The sequence below is a fragment of the Rugamonas sp. DEMB1 genome (assembly GCF_029834475.1).
GTDB lineage: Bacteria > Pseudomonadota > Gammaproteobacteria > Burkholderiales > Burkholderiaceae_D > Rugamonas > Rugamonas rubra.
Genome location: NZ_CP122407.1, coordinates 3,221,252 through 3,238,713 on the forward strand (window position 1 = coordinate 3,221,252; position 17,462 = coordinate 3,238,713).

Annotated in this window: 25 protein-coding genes; 4 read left to right on the plus strand and 21 right to left on the minus strand. The window is 58.9% G+C overall.

The window, feature by feature from the left end:
* Positions 1 to 23 precede the first annotated feature (23 nt).
* From QC826_RS14540 to QC826_RS14555, 4 genes are all read right to left on the minus strand, one after another.
* The gene (locus QC826_RS14540) at positions 24 to 461 is read right to left on the minus strand and encodes a universal stress protein (RefSeq protein WP_279766222.1); all 438 of its coding nucleotides are present in this window, start codon (positions 459 to 461) and stop codon (positions 24 to 26) included.
* A 78-nt stretch (positions 462 to 539) separates the two neighbouring features.
* Positions 540 to 1,262 carry an acetoacetyl-CoA reductase gene (gene phbB, locus QC826_RS14545; RefSeq protein WP_093388860.1) on the minus strand — a complete coding sequence of 241 codons (723 nt, stop codon included), beginning with the start codon at positions 1,260 to 1,262 and terminating at the stop codon, positions 540 to 542.
* Between the two features lie 153 nt (positions 1,263 to 1,415).
* Positions 1,416 to 2,168, minus strand: a complete 753-nt coding sequence (gene fnr, locus QC826_RS14550) for a fumarate/nitrate reduction transcriptional regulator Fnr (RefSeq protein ID WP_279766494.1) — start codon at positions 2,166 to 2,168, stop codon at positions 1,416 to 1,418.
* Positions 2,169 to 2,464: 296 nt separating this feature from the next.
* Positions 2,465 to 2,914 carry an Lrp/AsnC family transcriptional regulator gene (locus QC826_RS14555; protein WP_279766224.1) on the minus strand — a complete coding sequence of 150 codons (450 nt, stop codon included), beginning with the start codon at positions 2,912 to 2,914 and terminating at the stop codon, positions 2,465 to 2,467.
* 134 nt (positions 2,915 to 3,048) lie between these two features.
* Here QC826_RS14555 and QC826_RS14560 point away from each other — a divergent pair, with 134 nt between their 5' ends.
* The 3 genes from QC826_RS14560 to QC826_RS14570 all read left to right on the plus strand — a co-directional run bounded on the left by QC826_RS14560 (position 3,049) and on the right by QC826_RS14570 (position 4,493).
* Positions 3,049 to 3,393: an NIPSNAP family protein gene (locus QC826_RS14560; RefSeq protein ID WP_279766225.1), complete on the plus strand. Its 345-nt coding sequence runs from the start codon at positions 3,049 to 3,051 to the stop codon at positions 3,391 to 3,393.
* A complete protein-coding gene (locus tag QC826_RS14565) occupies positions 3,390 to 3,881 on the plus strand; it encodes a hypothetical protein (RefSeq protein WP_279766226.1) in 492 nt (163 codons plus the stop codon). The genes QC826_RS14560 and QC826_RS14565 overlap by 4 nt, the downstream gene beginning before the upstream one ends.
* 114 nt (positions 3,882 to 3,995) lie before the next feature.
* Positions 3,996 to 4,493: a hypothetical protein gene (locus tag QC826_RS14570; protein WP_279766227.1), complete on the plus strand. Its 498-nt coding sequence runs from the start codon at positions 3,996 to 3,998 to the stop codon at positions 4,491 to 4,493.
* 104 nt (positions 4,494 to 4,597) lie between these two features.
* On the opposite strand, the gene QC826_RS14575 is transcribed toward QC826_RS14570, so the two are convergent.
* The 9 genes from QC826_RS14575 to QC826_RS14615 form a co-directional block, all read right to left on the minus strand.
* Positions 4,598 to 4,954: a hypothetical protein gene (locus QC826_RS14575; RefSeq protein WP_279766228.1), complete on the minus strand. Its 357-nt coding sequence runs from the start codon at positions 4,952 to 4,954 to the stop codon at positions 4,598 to 4,600.
* A gap of 212 nt (positions 4,955 to 5,166) precedes the next feature.
* A complete protein-coding gene (locus QC826_RS14580; protein ID WP_279766229.1) occupies positions 5,167 to 5,910 on the minus strand; it encodes a Cthe_2314 family HEPN domain-containing protein in 744 nt (247 codons plus the stop codon).
* A gap of 113 nt (positions 5,911 to 6,023) precedes the next feature.
* Positions 6,024 to 6,149 (minus strand): hypothetical protein, encoded by a 126-nt coding sequence (locus QC826_RS14585; RefSeq protein ID WP_279766230.1) that lies wholly within the window; start codon positions 6,147 to 6,149, stop codon positions 6,024 to 6,026.
* 140 nt (positions 6,150 to 6,289) lie between these two features.
* Positions 6,290 to 6,712 (minus strand): hypothetical protein, encoded by a 423-nt coding sequence (locus QC826_RS14590; protein ID WP_279766231.1) that lies wholly within the window; start codon positions 6,710 to 6,712, stop codon positions 6,290 to 6,292.
* A 477-nt stretch (positions 6,713 to 7,189) separates the two neighbouring features.
* On the minus strand, positions 7,190 to 7,525 hold the full coding sequence (locus tag QC826_RS14595; protein WP_279766232.1) for a hypothetical protein: 336 nt from the start codon (positions 7,523 to 7,525) through the stop codon (positions 7,190 to 7,192).
* A 16-nt stretch (positions 7,526 to 7,541) separates the two neighbouring features.
* On the minus strand, positions 7,542 to 7,856 hold the full coding sequence (locus QC826_RS14600) for a hypothetical protein (protein WP_279766233.1): 315 nt from the start codon (positions 7,854 to 7,856) through the stop codon (positions 7,542 to 7,544).
* A gap of 51 nt (positions 7,857 to 7,907) precedes the next feature.
* On the minus strand, positions 7,908 to 8,234 hold the full coding sequence (locus QC826_RS14605; RefSeq protein WP_279766234.1) for a hypothetical protein: 327 nt from the start codon (positions 8,232 to 8,234) through the stop codon (positions 7,908 to 7,910).
* Positions 8,235 to 8,315: 81 nt separating this feature from the next.
* A complete protein-coding gene (locus QC826_RS14610; protein ID WP_279766235.1) occupies positions 8,316 to 8,600 on the minus strand; it encodes a hypothetical protein in 285 nt (94 codons plus the stop codon).
* A gap of 341 nt (positions 8,601 to 8,941) precedes the next feature.
* Positions 8,942 to 9,850, minus strand: coding sequence for a hypothetical protein (locus QC826_RS14615; RefSeq protein ID WP_279766236.1), 909 nt, complete (start codon positions 9,848 to 9,850; stop codon positions 8,942 to 8,944).
* Positions 9,851 to 10,173: 323 nt separating this feature from the next.
* Here QC826_RS14615 and QC826_RS14620 point away from each other — a divergent pair, with 323 nt between their 5' ends.
* Entirely contained in the window at positions 10,174 to 10,872 is a 699-nt protein-coding gene (locus QC826_RS14620) for a hypothetical protein (RefSeq protein WP_279766238.1), read from the plus strand.
* Between the two features lie 117 nt (positions 10,873 to 10,989).
* On the opposite strand, the gene QC826_RS14625 is transcribed toward QC826_RS14620, so the two are convergent.
* The 8 genes from QC826_RS14625 to QC826_RS14660 form a co-directional block, all read right to left on the minus strand.
* Positions 10,990 to 11,337, minus strand: a complete 348-nt coding sequence (locus QC826_RS14625) for a hypothetical protein (RefSeq protein ID WP_279766239.1) — start codon at positions 11,335 to 11,337, stop codon at positions 10,990 to 10,992.
* Between the two features lie 39 nt (positions 11,338 to 11,376).
* On the minus strand, positions 11,377 to 12,051 hold the full coding sequence (locus QC826_RS14630; protein WP_279766240.1) for a hypothetical protein: 675 nt from the start codon (positions 12,049 to 12,051) through the stop codon (positions 11,377 to 11,379).
* A 57-nt stretch (positions 12,052 to 12,108) separates the two neighbouring features.
* A complete protein-coding gene (locus QC826_RS14635) occupies positions 12,109 to 12,690 on the minus strand; it encodes a hypothetical protein (RefSeq protein WP_279766241.1) in 582 nt (193 codons plus the stop codon).
* Between the two features lie 14 nt (positions 12,691 to 12,704).
* Positions 12,705 to 12,890: a hypothetical protein gene (locus QC826_RS14640; RefSeq protein ID WP_279766242.1), complete on the minus strand. Its 186-nt coding sequence runs from the start codon at positions 12,888 to 12,890 to the stop codon at positions 12,705 to 12,707.
* A gap of 317 nt (positions 12,891 to 13,207) precedes the next feature.
* Entirely contained in the window at positions 13,208 to 13,846 is a 639-nt protein-coding gene (locus tag QC826_RS14645; RefSeq protein ID WP_279766243.1) for a response regulator transcription factor, read from the minus strand.
* On the minus strand, positions 13,836 to 15,320 hold the full coding sequence (locus tag QC826_RS14650) for a response regulator (RefSeq protein WP_279766244.1): 1,485 nt from the start codon (positions 15,318 to 15,320) through the stop codon (positions 13,836 to 13,838). Before QC826_RS14650 ends, QC826_RS14645 begins: the two co-directional genes overlap by 11 nt.
* Positions 15,321 to 15,324: 4 nt before the next feature.
* On the minus strand, positions 15,325 to 15,738 hold the full coding sequence (locus QC826_RS14655; RefSeq protein ID WP_099416012.1) for a response regulator: 414 nt from the start codon (positions 15,736 to 15,738) through the stop codon (positions 15,325 to 15,327).
* Positions 15,739 to 15,748: 10 nt separating this feature from the next.
* Positions 15,749 to 17,242, minus strand: a complete 1,494-nt coding sequence (locus QC826_RS14660) for a sensor histidine kinase (RefSeq protein WP_279766245.1) — start codon at positions 17,240 to 17,242, stop codon at positions 15,749 to 15,751.
* Positions 17,243 to 17,462 lie beyond the last annotated feature (220 nt).

Sequence of the window (17,462 nt, forward strand, 5' to 3'; positions counted from 1 at the left end):
GGCAACAAGTCCTGCGGCACGAATCAGCGGAACACCAGCACCGGGATCTGGCTGTGGGTCAGCACCTTCTGCGTTTCGCTGCCCAGCAGCAGGCCCTTGACGCCCTTGCGGCCGTGCGAGGCCATGCAGATCAGGTCGCAGCCCTTCTCCTTGGCCACCTTGACGATCGCCTCGTAGGGCTCGTTGTCCTGCACGAACAACGTTTCGCAGGGCACGCCGGCTTCCTGCGCGGCCAGGGTGATGTCGGCCAGGAAGTTGCGCGCGTGCGCCTCGCTGTCGAGCTTGTACTGTTCGCGGGTGTCGATCACCATCTCCGGCTGGTAGGCGAAGACGTGGAAGTCGGGGATCACGTGCAGGCCGACGACCTTGGCGCCGGTCTCCTTGGCCATCTCGATGCAGCGGCGCATCATGGCGTTGGAGATCACCGAACCGTCGGTAGGCAGCAGTATGGTTTTGAACATGATAGTTTCCTTGGCAGCACAGTTGAAAAACGGATCGCTTCGGCCTTGGCGGCCGCCGCACGGTAAACCTGGGGGGCGTCAGGCCATATATTGGCCGCCGTTGACGTCGAAGGTGGCGCCGGTGATGAAGCCGGACTCCTCGGCGACGAGGAAGGCGACCATGCGGCCGATCTCGGCCGGCGTGCCGAGCCGGCCGACCGGAATGCCGGCGATGATCGCCTGCAACGTCTCCGGCGCCACCTTGGCCACCATCGAGGTGTCGCAGTAGCCCGGCGCGATGGCGTTGACGGTGATGTTCTTGCGCGCGCCCTCGAGCGCCAGCGCCTTGGTGAAGCCGAGGATGCCGGCCTTGGCGGCGGCGTAGTTGCACTGTCCCAGCTGGCCCTTGCGGCCGTTGATCGAGCTGATGTTGACGATGCGGCCGAAGCCGCGCTGGCGCATGCCTTCGATGACCTGCTGCGACATGTTGAACATCGAGCCGAGGTTGGTCTGGATCACCAGCCACCATTGCTCCGGCGTCATCTTGTGCAGCATGGCGTCGGCCGTCACGCCGGCGTTGTTGACCAGAATATCCGGCGCGCCCAGCTCCTCGCTGACGCGGGCCACGCCGGCGCGGCAGGCGGCGTAGTCGGCCACGTCCCACTGGAAGACGCGGATGCCGCTCTGCGCGGCGAAGGCGTGCGCCTCCTCGTCGTGGCTGTGGTAGACCGCCGCCACCTGGTGGCCGGCCTGCTGCAAGGCGAGGGAGACGGCCTGTCCGAGACCACGGGTGCCGCCGGTGACCAGTGCGATTCTGCTCATTGCGTTTCTCCTCGTTGCGGCCGGCGCGGCGCGCCGCGATACTGCGGCAGGGACGCGGCTGTACAGCCCCACTGTACTGGCGCCCTGCAAGTCAGTCAGCAGGCACTCTTGATGTGCGTCAAGCGGACGGTTAATTCAACATTGCAGTTGTGGCTAGGCGGCGACGGCCTGGCGGATCTCGACGACGTTGTTGCGCGGCGCGGCGGCCACGCCGGTCGACAGCGCCTCCAGGCTCGGGCGGTCGAGGATGGCCAGCTCGCGGTTGTCGATCGAAATCCAGCCGGCCTTGCGGAACTTGGACAGCAGGCGGCTGATGCTTTCGATGGTCAGGCCGAGATAGTCGCCGATGTCCTCGCGCGACATGCGCAGCTGGAAATTGCTCGGCGAGTAGCCGCGCGCCGCGTAGCGCGCCGACAGGTTGAGCAGGAACACGGCGAAGCGTTGCTCGGCGCGCATGTTGCCGAGGAAGAGCATGACGTTCTGCTCGCGCATGATCTCCTGGCTCATGATGCGGTGGAAGTGTTGCAGCAGTTGCGGCACCTGGCCGAACAGCTCCTGCAGGCGGGCGAAGGGGATCTCGCACACCTCGCTGTCCTCCAGCGCCACGGCGGCGCAGGCGTGGCGGCCGGCGCCGATGGCGTCCATGCCGAGCAGGTCGCCGGCCATCTGGAAGCCGGTGATCTGCTGCTTGCCGTCGGGATTGACCTGGGCCGTCTTGAAATGGCCGAAGCGCACCGCGTACAGGCTGGTGAAGGGTTGGTCCATGCGGTACAGGTTCTCGTCGCGGGCGACGCGGCGGCGGCGGCCAATGATCTTGTCGAGACGGCCGACATCGGCCTCGTCCAGGCCCAAGGGCAGGCACAGCTTCTTGAAGCTGCACACGGCACACTTGTTCTGGGTGGTCATGGCCGGCTGGGCCGTGGATGCCACCATATGCATGGTCGTTGTCATGTTTGCTACTCCCCTGTGTTTTTTGTTGCAAGATAACGGTGAATCGCTTCTCGTCTATGTACACAGTATCAACGCTGGCGGGCGAATCCGATATCGGGCATCGCCGTCAGTTTTTGTAGGGGAAATCGGGGTGGTTTGTTGTAGGGGAAACCCTACAGGCCGGCAACTTTCGGCCAAGGGCGCCGGCGCGACGGGAAAGCCAGGCCGGCGCGCGGCGCGCCGCGAAGGACAGCGCGGCGCGGCGCCCTCGTTTACGGCGCAGGGGGAAGCTGATCGCCGGGCAAGCGGAGCCGGTCTTCGAATTGCGAAGACAACACGACCGACGTTGTTGTCTTGCCGATCTGCGCCAGCGACTGCAGCAGCGCCTGCAAGTGCTCCGGCGCCGTCAAGGCGACACGCAGCAGCGCGCAATGGCTGCCGGTGGTCGCATGTAGCGCCAGCACTTCCGCGTGCGACGCGGCCCACGCATCGAGCGCGGCGTGGGAGTCGACCGTGATGTTGATAAACGCCTCGAAACTGTAACCGAGTGCCCGCAAATTCACCCGCGCGCCAAAACCTTCGATCACCTTGGCCTCTTCCAGTCGCCGCACCCGGTCGGCCACGGCGGGTGACGTCAGGTGAATCCTGCGTCCGATTTCCGAGAAGCTAAGACGGCCATCGCTTTGCAAAAGCGCAATAATTTTGCGGTCATAGGCGTCCAAATCAACATTCAAAGCAAACCTCTCAAAAAACCTTCAATAGTGGTGCCGCCCGGCCCAAAACACCTTGAATGCTGCGTTGTGGTGAGGCGCACGGGGCCATATCATCGTTCTACCTTACCAATAGGACAGAACACATGGATCGAATTGTTGAAATCAGGACATACACGCTCAAGCCCGGCTCCGCCGGACAGTTCCACCATATTATGCAGGAACAATCCCTGCCGCTGCTACGTGCGGCGGGCACCGACGTCGTGGCGGCGCGACCGTCCATGCATGCGCGGGACTCTTACCTGTTGATTCGGGCATATCAAAGTTTGGCGCAGCGCGGCCGGAGCCAGGATGATTTCTATGCCAGCGCGGCCTGGTTGCAAGGACCGCGCGAGGCCGTTATGGCGTGCATCGAGCACTATACGACGGCGGTGATCGAAGCGGACGACGCCCTGATCGGCAGCCTGCGCCAAGGACCGGTGCCGGCATGAAGAGCGACGGCATCCGTGATTTCGATTTTCTCCTTGGCCGCTGGCGGGTCGACAATCGCCGACTGCGCAAGCGCTTGCAGAACAACGACGAATGGGAAACCTTCGACGCCACCCAACACAACCAAGCCTTGCCCGGCGGCATAGGCAACTTCGACGACTTCATCGCCGACAGCTGGCGGCCCGGTTTTGTCGGCATGTCGCTGCGCTTGTTCAACCCGCAGACCAGGCTTTGGAGCATTTACTGGCTCGACAACAATACCGCCGGACTGGACACATCGGGCCTGCTGCTGCCGCCGGTGGTTGGCAAGTTTGACAAGGGCGTCGGCGTCTTCGAATGCGATGACCAGCTCGACGGCAAGCCGATCCGGCTGCGCTACACCTGGTCGGATATCGCGCCCGACAGCGCCCGTTGGGAGCAGGCAATGTCGCTCGACGGCGGCGCGACGTGGGAAATGAACTGGCGCATGCTGCTCCAAAGAATTGATTGATGTTTTGGCAATTATCCCGTTTTATCCAGCAAGTGATAACATTATCCAGAACGGGATAATGCTGGAGAAGACCATGAGCAGCCGTCCGCACCGCCCGGGAAGGTCAACCCGCAATTGCTTCCGGCGGACAACGGCAAGCTGTGGCAAGCCTTCCAGTTGTTCGGCAAGCGGCCGCAACCCTTCGTCAACGCCCTCGGCGCGGTACTGAATCCGCTCCACTTGCCGCTACCAGGTTTCGAAGCCGATGTCGCCCGCCTCGCCGCCGAACAGCGCACGCAGGACGAGCGGGCGATGGAGGCGACCTATCTGGCGCTACGGCCGCTGGAGCAGGCCGTGCTTTGGCGCATGCTGGAGCAGCAGGATAGGTTCCGCCCCTACGACGCCGGCGCCCTCGCCTTCTATCGCGAAAAACCGGGGGAGAAGGCAACTCCGCCGAAGGTGCAAAACGCCATCGATTCCTTGCGCGCCTTGTCGCCGGCGCTGATCTGGAAATCGGCCAAGGGCGAATACGCGCTCGACGATGCAGGCATGCACAAGTGGTTTCAAATGAAAACGGCGGCCGGGCATTGGCCGCCTGTCCCGCCCGCCGGATTGGTGATTGAGGACAATTGAGCTATCTTGCTTTCCCTACGGGGTTATTTGTACACGCTAGCGCGCTGCGGCAAGCATGTTCACGGATTGGGGCCAACTTTTTACTTTTTTGAAAACTGAACCTGCTATGCCCAGCAGCAAGAATTTAGTCGAAGATTCGTTCCAATTTTCGCCCCAAAGAATACAAGCAACGCAAAAGCTGCTAGCAGTGGAAGTGCCATCAAAGCGAATCCGTAGGTCACGACGACGACGGGGGAGAACAATATCAATATGCCGAAAAAAGCACCTGTGCCTATGGCTCTATGCCCGGCGCGGTCAACAATAAAACCTTGGCACATTCCTATTGCCAGCGCAGACAGGATGATGGCGATCAGCCTGACTATTCCAGAGAAATCCTCAAGGCCCGAGTAATTGAAATAAGCCCCGAGAAAGCTGATGACCGCGCTAGTGATTCCTATTAATCCATTCTGAACTTTACTCATCAAACCCTCTCAAGCGGAGTCACTCTACGTCAGCTATCTGGCCGGTAGCGACCATTCCAATTTTAAATTCGACTGACAGCAATCGCCCCATTGCGGACATTCACAAGCTCAACTGTTACCGCGCCTAGGGTGCAAACATAAAATCTGCACTGTCCAGAATGCTAAACCTGTCGATGCCCCGGCGGCTTCGATCCCCTCGCCTGCCGGAGCGTCTATGTCGTGGCTTCTCCATCGGCCTTGTTCGAATAGCTCGCCCTCCGGATTTTGTACACTGCTGCTGCAGTGTCGAGAAAATCATTCAGCGACCGCGTGACCTTTTCTAGGTGCTCTTCGAAATCCGCCGTGTGGTCACTCAACACCGCATCGGTAAGGTCATTCACCGCCTTGCGCGGAAATGGTGCTTTCTCGCCAGCCTGTTTGCTAACCTCATTTGCGGAAATAATCATCGAAAATTGGTTGAACTCGTCCTTGGAGTAGCTACGATGGTGAATTATGGCATTTCGCTCTACGTTCTTTTCGCGACATACTTTTCCCAAATCTTTCAAGTGCTCGGCCAGTTGGTAGCGCTTAACATGCCTATTGGTGACCATTTGCAGATGCGACGTAGATTCATCTGCTACGCCTAAATCGAGCAGATGATTGGCAAAAATAAGCGCTCGATCATAGATCGTGGCGCTACGGATGAAATAGTTTTCAATAGCAAACTGGATTTGTTCGGCGTGTGTATAACTAGAGCCTTTTAGAGGCTTTACAGATTGGGCAAGAAATTCAATCGAAAGCGCTGCTTTGTCCAATGCGGAAGTGAGCACACCCAGCCCCTTTGCACACGAAAAAATGTACCCCTGTAAATCCGTGGAAATTGTTACCTCGCCTTTCCTTGACACACCACCTTTTCTAAGTGGACTTTGATCATCGAGCAACATTAGCGGCTGTATAGGGTGAGAGTATTTTTCCATGGGGACCTTTTGAAGTTTTGGAGCTCATAGCGCCTTAAAAACGCAAACTTAAACCAGTGGATGATCAGCACCGAGTTCCGAAGAGCACGCAGTCGGCACTTGGTGCTCCACGCTTACGGATTCAGGTCGCCAGCTCCGAGGGCGAGCAGGATCGTGTCGAAGCTCTTGTCGCACTTGCCGGCGAGATCTTTGAAGTGGGCTCTCAGGGTTCCGTTCAGCTGGTTCGATCCGACCTCCATCGACAATTGCCTGAGCTCAGGCGTTTTCGAAGGACCGCTTCTGGCCGGATTCTGCCTACGGCATCAATGTTTTAAAGTAACCGGCTGTTGGAGCGATCAGTGTGAAGGTAATCCTGTTGACTGCAAGGTTGGGCAGGACTTTAATAGTCTGAACCATAGTCATTTACGGAAATAGGAATGCCGAACAACATTTCCAGTTGCTGCGTTCTGTCGCGAAGCCAACGTAACGCATCCTCATCGAAGTGCACGACCTCGAATAGGATGACCGGCCGATGGCTTCTTTGAATCTTCGCCTCAAGCGAAACAAAGCCTGGGCCTTTTGCTCTTTGCATAAAGCTGATCGAAATAGCATCCACACTATTGATGCTAAGAGTAATCGCTTGGTGTTTTCGAGCTACTCCAATCGTATTCGAAATTGGGTCTCTCCACCCAATCAACTGCCATGGCTTGATGTCCGCACTAAGAGTAGCGACGGCCGACGGTACGCCATCGTAGTTGCTGCGCCCAATAGGGATGGTGAGCGGCCACGAAACGCTATCATCGAGTATTTCAATTTGAGTCATTCGTTGGCCCAACGATTACGCATTAAAAGAACATTTCCATTGTTAGGTTGCTGCTTTTTTCGACCGTCTGCAACTGGCCGTACACTGCCTAAGCTTAGCCCGCGAAAATCTGCTCTTCGAGCACCGTGAACCTGGTCTTTCCAGCTACCGATTCTACCGACCAAGGCTTCTCTGTGTTAACGCGGACCAGGCGTCGCCCCAATTCATCTATCCATTGCTCCTCAATGATGCAGACGATGTGTCCAGTTTGGGGATAGAGGCTTGAAGACCTCAAATCGCTCGTGCTAACCACAGGGACTTTCTCTACAAATTCATGTCGTATGCCGTCAGCATCGGTAAGCACGCATCCGACAAACCCTGGAAAGTGGTCATCAAGAAAGCGATCTACCTGTACCACCAAACTAATCATCGGTCGTATCCATGCATAAAATCTATTTTTTTGCGTCCGCTGTTGGCCGGTAGATGCCGATATTGCCGTCAGGGCTGAAACGCTTGTTCTTCGGATTGCCGCCGTCGCACGATTGCCCGAGCCTTGTGGCGCAGCTTTTGAGGGAGTTTTACCATTGTCGCGATTACTTCAAGGAACTCAGCCATTTCAATATCTACGGCCGCCCCTTGCTCAATCCAGTCAACTGCCAACCTTTGCCAATAACCGGCTGGGGTGTCAGTGGGCCAGCTCAGTCCGGCAAGAATAACATCCCGCGCAGTGGCATCATCCGCGCAGTACTCTGCAAACGGGGTTTGAAGTCGAACGACAAGAGCACGCTGGTCCATAGCTATTTCCACACCTTCAGTTGCAATCAGCGTCCGCATTTGGTCGTACTCAGGATCATCTTGATTTCTTAAGCCGATTAATCATCAGTTCTGCAAACTCAGATGGCAGACGCTCTAGCGATGCCTGTAACGCAGCCTCGTAGGCAAGGTTCGTTGATTCGATTCCGTGAACAATACTCCAGAAGACTCCTGCACCATCCTCTTCAGGAAACCTCTCAAAAACACGGAATAATGTGCTCAAACACCCTTGAGATATCTGGGTTTTCCATAGCTCAGAGAGAAGCGCTTCCAAGCCCAGCCAGCTTCCATCACGCGTTGGCTCGAAATTATTAATGTCCTGCAAGATCTGGGGTCGTGAACGAATCATCATCAACACTTCATCAGGTAACTTATCATGGCGTGACCGTCCGCTTGTGGCCGACTACTGTCGATACGCCACAATCCGTTGAACCAACTCGTCGAGCTGGATATGTTCATCAGTGCCATCCCATGCTTCTAATAACTCGGAGAGCGAGGTGAGCTTCCAGGCATCCGCTTGCACCGAAAGAATTTGCATCTTACGGCAGAGGTTGACCTTCGAGAGTTCTCCGAACTCCTGTTTTAACTCCAGCAGAAAGGGCTCGACAGAGACCAAGTTATAAGTAGGCCAATCGGTAATCGCAGCGACTAATGCTGAGCTGATACGACGTACATCAGGAGGCACCGACATATCAGTCACCATTTCTTCCAATCTGTTAAGATTAATCAATCTAATACCCCATCGCTTATAGCCACCATCGTCGGCTTCTGGCCGATTTCAGTTTCTCAGTATCAGACGGCCTAGAAATATTTATGTGGCTTTTTTCGCTGTACGGGCCGAGTCCAGCATGATTCCAATAATGTACAGCATGGCAAAAATCGGACCGCCAAAAATAATATATGCAGAAATCCACGAAATGTTTTCTAGCATTCCCAACAAACCAAGCTTGTCGGCAAGCGCCGATTGAAGCACAATTGGAATCTGCAAAAACATAAAGCGGCTCTTCGTATCTAAGCCGCCAAGGAAAGCATAGCTTACGCAGCCGACGATTATGGCAGCATAAATTCCACAAAGCGAAAACCCTATTTTGCTCATTTTACCATCGCGTTTCCAACGTCTGCAATTGGCCGAATTCAGCCTTGACCTGAATGGTGATTGAGTACGCTTGGCGTCTCCTCGCAATTCTCAAGCATCGCGAATCGCCCATTAACCTTCCCGACCAACGAAATGGGAACTGAGGTCTCACCGCCGTCGACAGAGATGCGAACTTCCATTTCTTGATCTTCGAAGGACTGCAATTCCCTTATCAATTGCGACACAGTCTTTCCCTTGCTGGGCCAGCTACAATTCGACATCATCATCCTGTTCTGTTTCATGCATTTTTTTGCCCGGCTGCTTCTGGCCGAATTCGGACGAATATTTCCAAATTGATGCATTCAAAATGGCACCTCAGTATCAAGTTGTTTGGAAACATCGACTAGGAAAATTATCTGCGATGCGCAAAGAGCAAGTACATACTCCGTCACTTCAAGAGTGGCGACTCCGCCCTCAGCTCCACCGTGGCCGACTCCATTCCCCCCGCTTCTATACGCATAAATGCCAGTGATTGTTTGTGCTATTGCTTTCGGAACTGTGACTTCAGACGTATTGCCAAGCCATTTGGCTAAGTCCCCCAGTGTGTTCGCTTTTGACATTGGAAACAAAGTTCTACCAGCGGCCTCAACTGCGCAGACGCATTCTTTCACGCAGTTCTCATAGTCAGGGCTTGAAGGATGGCGGAAGAACTGTAAAGCCTTATCGTAGTGTTTGCGGGCCTCTGTCAAGCGACTATCGCCAAGCACTACCTGTGCTTTCGTGGTCATATTGACGGTGTGTTTTCGGCCCTGCCGTCTTACAAGCCCGTCGCTAAATTCGACCGCTAGCTGCTCCTCCAAGAATATGCGTTGAAGCTCATCACTCACATAAGCCTGAACTTCCGACCTAGCTTTCGAAACAACATAGCCATATTGGCCCTCTTCGCCCACTTCACATACTAAGTGGCCGTAGAGGCGTTCGCAGAAATCATAAACCCTATCCCAATCGATATCCCATATCAACTTGTGCGCGTCTTCATTGGCCTTCTCGATACTTGGCACGTTAAGTGAGTCATAAATAGCCGCCGGTCTTCTAGCGATTCGTTGAAGCTCTCTTGCGATAGCATGCCAACCTACCACGTACTGCTGCTCGACCAAATCCAGCAGCAAATGCAAGAGAGCGATGCGGGCTGTGCGTGGAAAGTCCCCATCAATCTGGCGGTGTTCCCCCCTATACCGAGCAGAAAAAGGTATTTGGATGTTAGATGTCATCGGTGCCTCTGTATGTCGATTTGCAAAGGCCGCGTGAAAGATATGTTCCGGGGCGCTCAATAAGGCTAGATGTTCCAATTTATCTGATGAGCTTTCAACGACCGCTCTTGGCCGAACTCGGCCACGCTGCTCAGGATAGCATCTTGCTTACATGCAAAATCCACTAATTGTCACTCTAGGCCAAGGCCGTCCTTTGCCAGCTGCCACGCCTCCCCCGATTTGACTTGCAATTTGTAGCATTGCTATACTAAGTTGCATTTGTTGCATTTTCGTAGAATTGACAATTCAAACTGGGGGCTTCCACCCCATGCAAAGGAGCGCACTTGAAAACCACGAAGTACCTGCTGACCGCAGCCGTAGCACTCGCCACCTTTGGCGTCTCCGGGCCGTCGTTCGGCCAGGCCAAGACCACCGACATCGTCGGCCTCAAGCTGGGCATGTCGCCGGACCAGGCGCGCGCGGCGCTCAAGGCGCATGACGCCACCATGAAGGTCGTCGACATGGCGAGCTGGAACGCCCGGCCCGGCGTCCCCGCCTCCCTGGCGAAGATCCGTGGTTGCAGCTCGACGGTGCCGAATGGGCCGTGCAAGGACGAAATAGTTGTCACCTTCGGCCACCTGTCGAAGAAGGCTCTTTTCGTCACCCGTGTGCTCAAGCTAGGCAACGGCGTGCTGCATCAAGCCGCTGTCGACAGCCTCGTCGAGAAATACGGCAAGCCGACCTTCAGCAGCGATCCGAGCAGCTTGCTCTGGGCCTACACGACAGCCGGTGCGCCACTCGGCAATATGGAATGCGCGGTCAGTGCGCAGTCGCCGATCGAGAGCGTCACGCCGCGGGCACAATGCGGCACCGTAACCTATTCCGGCATCATTGCAGGCCAAGGCGCCCTCGCCGCGGAAATCCACGTGGCAAGCTATGAAGGCAAGCGTCTGGTTGACGAGCGCGCATTGCTGGTCGCCGCAGTAAAAGCGCATCAGGAAGAGATCGAGCGCGCGGCCAAGGGCAACAAGGTCAAGTTATAGAGAACGGCCATCTCGCACGTACGGACCTCTGACTTGGTAGCCTGCGTAACTTCCAACAGAGGCCCGGCCAACGGCTACACGCGTGGCAGCTCACCATGTTGCTCTGTTAAGGCGCAATTACCTTTTCTTCGGCAACGGCTTTTCACCATTGCCGAAAAGGACTAAAAACTGGGCGGCCATCGCCACCATCCACGAGTTGGCGAGGCCGGGTTCAGAAAAGTCCAAGTCCGACCCGTACACCGTTGGATTGGGGCAAATGGGGGCAATCTCTTTGACGATTTTCGTCGCCAACTGCCTGGTGAGGTCGTAGTCCGGCGCCGGCGATCCCATATACTTGGCACCAATGTAGCCGGCCAAACAGCCAATGAATTGGTCTTGGGCTACTTGGGCGGCATGAGCATCGGCCAGATTTTCCGAGGCCATTACGGTCGAGTTGACGAGAAGAGGAAGAGTAGCCAGCCACATTGTGGCACCGCGTTGTGTTAGTTTCAATTTTCTAGTTTTCTAGTAAAAACCTCTATCGCGAAGATACGCTTCGCGATTGTCGAAAAAGCGCATATTCTTCATTGCGGACGGGGTGCCGCACTTGCCGCATGTGCACACGCTGGCTTCGGTGAACGTATCGGCGTCACTCACAGCAGCGCAGTGTTGACAACACCAGACCCAGGGGAATTTGTTCGGAAGTGATATGGAACACAGCGAGATGAATTGCAGAGCCGTTTTATGGATGCAATCCTCGGCGTTTTCAAGGTCAAGGATAGAATTGAATCGAAACGATACGGGGTAGTGTTTGTGGTTGGCAGGAAAACTGCGCAGTAGATCTATCCATATCCACATGATGTACGGTTCTTGATTATCATCTGCTAGCGCAAGCATCTCCGCGACACAATCCCCCGGTTCCATCTTGCCAAGAATCATACTCTGGCAGATGGCGCTCGCATAGGCAAGCAGGGCTTCGTGCAACGCCGCTGGTAACTCCAGGCCGAGTTCGACAATAGATGCCAGGAACATCCGTTCTACCTGCCCCGCATCGGGGGCAGCCTCCCAGGAGCAGCTTGCCAACTCGGCGATACTGGCGGCATGCGATCCCTCGTCGAGCAAGTGTCCCGCCCAAGCGATGTAGTCACGAGTGTTGAGCTCGTCCCGAAGCCGCTTGTACGCCAATTCCACAAATTCCAAACTGATATCCTTCGCACAGCTATCTGGCTGGCCGGAGAACGCATACTTCCAATCTTGCTATCCCGGTGTTACTTTGGAAGCGCGGATCTTCTGAATTTGCCGAACGAACAGCTCCTTCGTTGGCGTTGAGAATGAGCTGAGCTGATACAGCACCTGCGCCGGCTCGCCCGGGATAACGACGGTGAACTTGAAAATAAACACGGATGGCTTGCCGCCGGCATACAGCCAGGCCGGCGTCTCCGCCGTAATGTCCACAGGAGCAGCAAGCATGCTCCACATGCCTTCTTTGCTCAGCCTAGGCGACTTATCTTGCAGATACATGACCGCTGTTTCACCGGTAAATACCTCCTCGACCGAAACCTGTTCCACCTTCTGGGCGGTCTTCGACGTCAGCGCGAATATCCAGGTGAGCGTTGCGCCGCCAGGTGTGGTCTTGGACGCCTGAACGGTAAAACCGGCCGCCTCAATCTTGACCTTATCGTTCTCGACGGGAACGGCGCCCCGTTCGGTGAGACCCACCGTCACGATTTCTCCACCGACGATAGGGAACGGCGCCTCGACGACCGGATAACCGGCGTAGCTTGCGGCCGATGCCGATCCGGCCAACAACGCAAGGAGCAGCACAAAAGTCTTCTTCATATAATATCCGGGCCTCATCGATATTTTTGCCAAACAACAATCCGGCCGAGCAAGCCGCCGACGATAGCGGCGCAAGTGAGCGCGCCGGCCGAAGGGACCAAGAAAATCGCCAGCGCGATGGCAAGGCCGGCCCCTACCCCACCATATATTTTTTGGTCTACAGCTTTCGCCGATTTCAGATAGTTGTCGGTTCGGCTCACAGCCGATTCAATCAGCAATGTGCCGCATTGAATGCAGTGGACGTCAGTTGCCTGACTGGGTGAATGGCAAGTTGGGCAACTCATAAGTCTTCAGGGATAGTCAAGCACCGGGCATTCCGTGCTACGGCACGCCGGTCGGTTGGCCGTTGTTGCAGTCCCTCGATTAGGGCTTACGGCTACGGTACAAGCTGAATAGTACAGGAATGTAGCCGTAAGGCAATAGATTCCAGATAGGAATCACGGTCTCCCGCGAGATCGAGCCGCCATGCCAAACGAAATCCATGCCCCGCTCCTCCAATAGCGCCGCGCCCGCCGAATCAAATAATGCCGTTCTCCAGCGCATACCGGGTCAGCTCGGCGTTGCTGCCCAGCCCCATCTTCTCCAGGATGCGGGTGCGGTAGGTGGTCACGGTGTTCGGGCTCAGGTGCATCAGCTCGCCGATGCGCACCAGCGACTCGCCGGCGGCGATCAGCTTGAACACCTCCAGCTCGCGGTTCGACAGCGCCTCGTGGCTGGAGGTGCCGCCGCCGCCGATCAGGCTGGCCAGCTTCTCCAGCAGCGCCGGGCTGACGTGCTTGCCGCCGGCGGCCGCCTTGCGCACCGCCGCCACCAGCACCGCCGTCGGCGCGTCCTTGGTCAAATAGCCGGAGGCGCCCAGCTTGAGCGCGCGCACCGCGTAGATCTCCTCCGAATACGTGCTCAGCATCAGCACGGCCAGCTTGGGCTGCTCGGCGCGCAGCTGCTTGAGCAGCTCCAGGCCGTTCTTGCCGGGCATGGTGATGTCGAGCAGGGCCACGTCGAACACCTGCTCGCCGACCCGCTCGATGGCCTCGACGGCGTTGGACGCCTCGCCCATGACGCAAATATCGTCGGCGGCGCTGAGCATCAGGCGCACGCCGTTGCGGGCGATGGCATGGTCGTCGACCAGCAGCACGCGGATCGGCTTAACTTCCATTGTTTTCTTCCTCCAAGGGCAGGCGCAGCTGCAGGGTGGTGCCCCGGCCGGCCTTGCCGTGTATCTTCAATTCGCCGTCGAAATGACGGCTGCGTTCGTGCATGCCCAAAATACCCCAGGACTCGCGGTTGAGCAGGCGCTCGGTGTCGATGCCCTTGCCGTCGTCGTCGATGACCACCTCGAGCGCGCCGGCGACGCGGCGCACGCTCAGGCTGACCTCGCTGGCCTCGGCGTGGCGCACCACGTTGGTCAGCGCCTCTTGGACGATGCGGAACAGCATCGTGCTGCGCTCCGGCCCCAGCTCCAGCGCGGCGGCGGCGGCGTCGATGTGGCAGCTGCAGTGCAGCCCGGCGCGCTGGCTGACCTGCTCGACATACCACTCCAGCGCGGCCCACACGCCCAGCTGGTCGAGCACGCTGGGGCGCAGGTCGGTGATGACCCGGCGCACCGTGCCGATGGCGTCCTGCGCCAGCCCGGCGGCGTCGGCCAGCAGCGGCTCGGCCGGCCGGCCGGCCGCCTCGGCGCGTTCGATCGCCACGCTGATGTAGGCCTTGATGCCGGTCAGCAGGCCGCCCAGCTCGTCGTGGATCTCCTGGGCGATGCGCTTGCGCTCGCCCTCCTTGATGCTTTCCTGGTGCGCCGCCAGCCGGCGCAGCTCGTGCTGCGATTGCAGCAGCGCCTGCTCGGCCAGCTTGTTGGGGGTGATGTCGATCAGGATGCCCTGCATGAACAGGGGCACGCCGGCGTCGTCGCGCACCACCTCGGCCTCGTCGCGGAACCAGTGCTCGGCGCCGTCGCGCGCGTACAGCCGGTACTCCAGCCGCAGCGCCGTGCCGGCGCGCCGGCTGGCGACTATCGCCTGCAGCGTGGCGAGCCGCTCGTCCGGGTGCATGCGGCCGGCGTGCAGGCCGGGCGTGGCCAGCCACTCGGCCGGGCTGTAGCCCAGCGTCTGGATCTGCGGGCTGATGTAGCGCATGGTCTCGCCCTCGTCGAGCTCGGCGATGTAGGTGATCGCCTGGATCTGCTCGACCAGGGTGCGGAACTTGGCCTCGACCTGGCGCTTGTCGTCGAGCAGGCGCTGCTCGCGCAGCATGCGGTCGATGGCCTGCGGCAGGAAGCTCAGGTAGTGGCCGTCGACGTCCTTGACCAGGTAGTCGCGCGCGCCGCGGCGCATCGACTCGGCGGCCACGGCGGCGCTGTCGGCGCCGGTCAGCATCATCACCGGGATGGCCGTGGCCACCGGGTCGGCGCCTATGCGGGCGAGGAACTCAAGCCCGGTCAGGTCGGGCAGGTGGTAGTCGAGCAGGATGCAGTCGGGCCGCTCGCTGTGCGCCAACGCCAGGCCCTGCTGGCCGCTCTCGGTCTCCAGCAGGATGAAGTCGTGCTCGCTGTCGGCGGCGAAGGCGCGCCGGCAGGCGATGCGGTCGACCACGTCGTCCTCGACGATCAAGACGCGGATCGGGTGTTTGTTCATGGGCTCAGGGCATCTCGCTGAGGGTCCAGTACAGGTCGATCGAGCGCATCATCTCGACGAAGCGGCGGTAGTCGACCGGCTTGGCCATGTAGCCGGCCACGCCCAGGTTGAAGCTGTTGACCTTGTCCTGCTGCTCCTCCGAGGTGGTCAGCACGATCACCGGGATGCGGCGCAGCTCGGGGTCGGCCTTGACCAGGTGGAGGAACTCGATGCCGTTCATGATCGGCATGTTCAGGTCGAGCAGGATGATGCAGGGACGCTCGACGCCGGGCGCGCGCAGGTGCTCCAGCGCCGCCTCGCCGTTCTCCATGTTGACCACCGGGTTGGCGACGTGGATCTCCTTGAGCGCGCGCAGGATGGTCATCACGTCGACGTGGTCGTCCTCGACCAGCAGGATGGGTTTGTTGCTGTTTTTCATGCGGGTGTCCTTAATTGGCGGCCGCCGGGGCGGCCTTGGGTAGCGTGAACCAGAAGGTGCTGCCTTGGCCGATCACCGACTCGACGCCGCACTGGCCGTGGTACATCTCGACGATCTTCTTGACCAGCGCCAGGCCGACCCCGGTGCTCTCGACGCGGTCGCGCGAGGCCAGCGTCTGGAACAGCTGGAAGATGCGCTCGAAGTGGCGCGCCTCGATGCCGGGGCCGTTGTCGCAAACGCTGAAGCGCCAGTCGGCGCCGGCGTCGGCGCAGGCCACCTCGACCCGGCCGTCGGCCTTGTCCATGTACTTGATGGCGTTCGACACCAGGTTGTGGAACACCTGCTGGATGCGGGTCGGCTCGACCACCACCACCGGCAGGCCGGGCGCCACCGTGACGCGGATGTGCGCCGGCGCCGCCTGCAGGTCGACCACGTCGGCCAGCAGCTTGTTCAAATCGACCGGCAGCGGCGCCTCCTTGACGCGGCCGACGCGCGAGTACTGCAGGATGCCGTCGATCAGCGCGCCCATGCGGTGCACCCGGTTGATCAGCAGGCGCATGTGTTCCCTGCCCTCGTCGTTGAAGTGCTCGGCGTAGTCGGTGGCCAGCCAGTCGGCCAGCGAGCCGATGCCGCGCAGCGGCGCCTTCAGGTCGTGCGAGACGACGTAGGCGAAGTTGGTCAGCTCCTCGTTGGCGCTGCTGATCTCCTGCATCAGCGCGCGGTTGTGCTGCTCGGCCGCCTTGCGCGCGGTGATGTCGCGCACCATGCCGGTGAACATGCGCCGGTTGCCCAGCTTCATCTCCGTCACCGTCAAGTCCATCGGGAACAGCGTGCCGTCGCGGCGCAGGCCCTCGACCTCGCGGCCCTTGCCGATGATCTTCTTCTCGCCGGTGTCGAGGTAGTGCTCGAGGTAGCCGTCGTGGCGGGCGCGGTGCGGCGCGGGCATCAGGATGGACACGTTCTGCCCGGCCGCCTCGGCCTCGCTGTAGCCGAACAGCGCCTGCGCGGCCGGGTTGAGCCGCTCCATGATGCCGCGCTCGTCGATGGTGATGATGGCGTCGACCGCCGTCTCGAAGATGGCGCGCATGCGCGCCTCGCTCTCCTGCAGCGCCGCCTCGGCCGCCTTGCGGCTGGTGATGTCGTGGATGGTGGCCAGCACCAGCGGCTGCGCCTGCGCGCTTTGCAGCGGCGACAGGCTGACCTCGACGGGGAACTCGCGGCCTTCGCGGTGCAGCGCCATCAGCTCGGCGCCGCCGCCCATGGCGCGCGGCCGTGGCTGGCTGAAAAAGCCGGCGCGTTGGCCGACGTGGGCGTGGCGCAACCGCGCCGGCACCAGCATCTCGATGGTCTGGCCCAGCAGCGCGGCGGGCGCGTAACCGAACAGTTTCTCCAGCGCGGGGTTGAGCAGCACGATCTTGCCCTCGTGGTCGATGATCAGCATGGCGTCGGTGGCCGACGTCAGCAACCATTCCAGGCTCTGTCCTTCAATTACCAAATTCTTCAAGGGGATAGTCCTGACGGCGTAGCGTTTCAATAGCGGCAACGGCCAGTTTAACGTATTCGGGCTGTTCTGACAAAAGCCAAGCCGGCGGCGGGGGCCGCCAGTCTTTTGTCCGGATCTTTGACTTAGATCAAATCTGCCTACTGACTAGACGGGGCTACGCAGTTACATTGCAATCAAGGCAGCGCCATGTGCAGCCGGGCAATCAGTCCGGTACGCCGTC

Coding starts and splice junctions, on each gene's coding strand:
- QC826_RS14595 (WP_279766232.1), bottom strand. CDS start 7,525: ATGCGGACGCTGATTGCAACTGAAGGTGTGGAAATAGCTATGGACCAG.
- QC826_RS14610 (WP_279766235.1), bottom strand. CDS start 8,600: ATGAGCAAAATAGGGTTTTCGCTTTGTGGAATTTATGCTGCCATAATC.
- phbB (WP_093388860.1), bottom strand. CDS start 1,262: ATGAGCAGAATCGCACTGGTCACCGGCGGCACCCGTGGTCTCGGACAG.
- QC826_RS14560 (WP_279766225.1), top strand. CDS start 3,049: ATGGATCGAATTGTTGAAATCAGGACATACACGCTCAAGCCCGGCTCC.
- QC826_RS14565 (WP_279766226.1), top strand. CDS start 3,390: ATGAAGAGCGACGGCATCCGTGATTTCGATTTTCTCCTTGGCCGCTGG.
- QC826_RS14540 (WP_279766222.1), bottom strand. CDS start 461: ATGTTCAAAACCATACTGCTGCCTACCGACGGTTCGGTGATCTCCAAC.
- QC826_RS14645 (WP_279766243.1), bottom strand. CDS start 13,846: ATGGAAGTTAAGCCGATCCGCGTGCTGCTGGTCGACGACCATGCCATC.
- QC826_RS14585 (WP_279766230.1), bottom strand. CDS start 6,149: ATGGAGGTCGGATCGAACCAGCTGAACGGAACCCTGAGAGCCCACTTC.
- QC826_RS14655 (WP_099416012.1), bottom strand. CDS start 15,738: ATGAAAAACAGCAACAAACCCATCCTGCTGGTCGAGGACGACCACGTC.
- QC826_RS14580 (WP_279766229.1), bottom strand. CDS start 5,910: ATGGAAAAATACTCTCACCCTATACAGCCGCTAATGTTGCTCGATGAT.
- QC826_RS14635 (WP_279766241.1), bottom strand. CDS start 12,690: ATGAAGAAGACTTTTGTGCTGCTCCTTGCGTTGTTGGCCGGATCGGCA.
- QC826_RS14575 (WP_279766228.1), bottom strand. CDS start 4,954: ATGAGTAAAGTTCAGAATGGATTAATAGGAATCACTAGCGCGGTCATC.
- fnr (WP_279766494.1), bottom strand. CDS start 2,168: ATGACCACCCAGAACAAGTGTGCCGTGTGCAGCTTCAAGAAGCTGTGC.
- QC826_RS14625 (WP_279766239.1), bottom strand. CDS start 11,337: ATGTGGCTGGCTACTCTTCCTCTTCTCGTCAACTCGACCGTAATGGCC.
- QC826_RS14600 (WP_279766233.1), bottom strand. CDS start 7,856: ATGATGATTCGTTCACGACCCCAGATCTTGCAGGACATTAATAATTTC.
- QC826_RS14650 (WP_279766244.1), bottom strand. CDS start 15,320: ATGAACAAACACCCGATCCGCGTCTTGATCGTCGAGGACGACGTGGTC.
- QC826_RS14590 (WP_279766231.1), bottom strand. CDS start 6,712: ATGACTCAAATTGAAATACTCGATGATAGCGTTTCGTGGCCGCTCACC.
- QC826_RS14615 (WP_279766236.1), bottom strand. CDS start 9,850: ATGACATCTAACATCCAAATACCTTTTTCTGCTCGGTATAGGGGGGAA.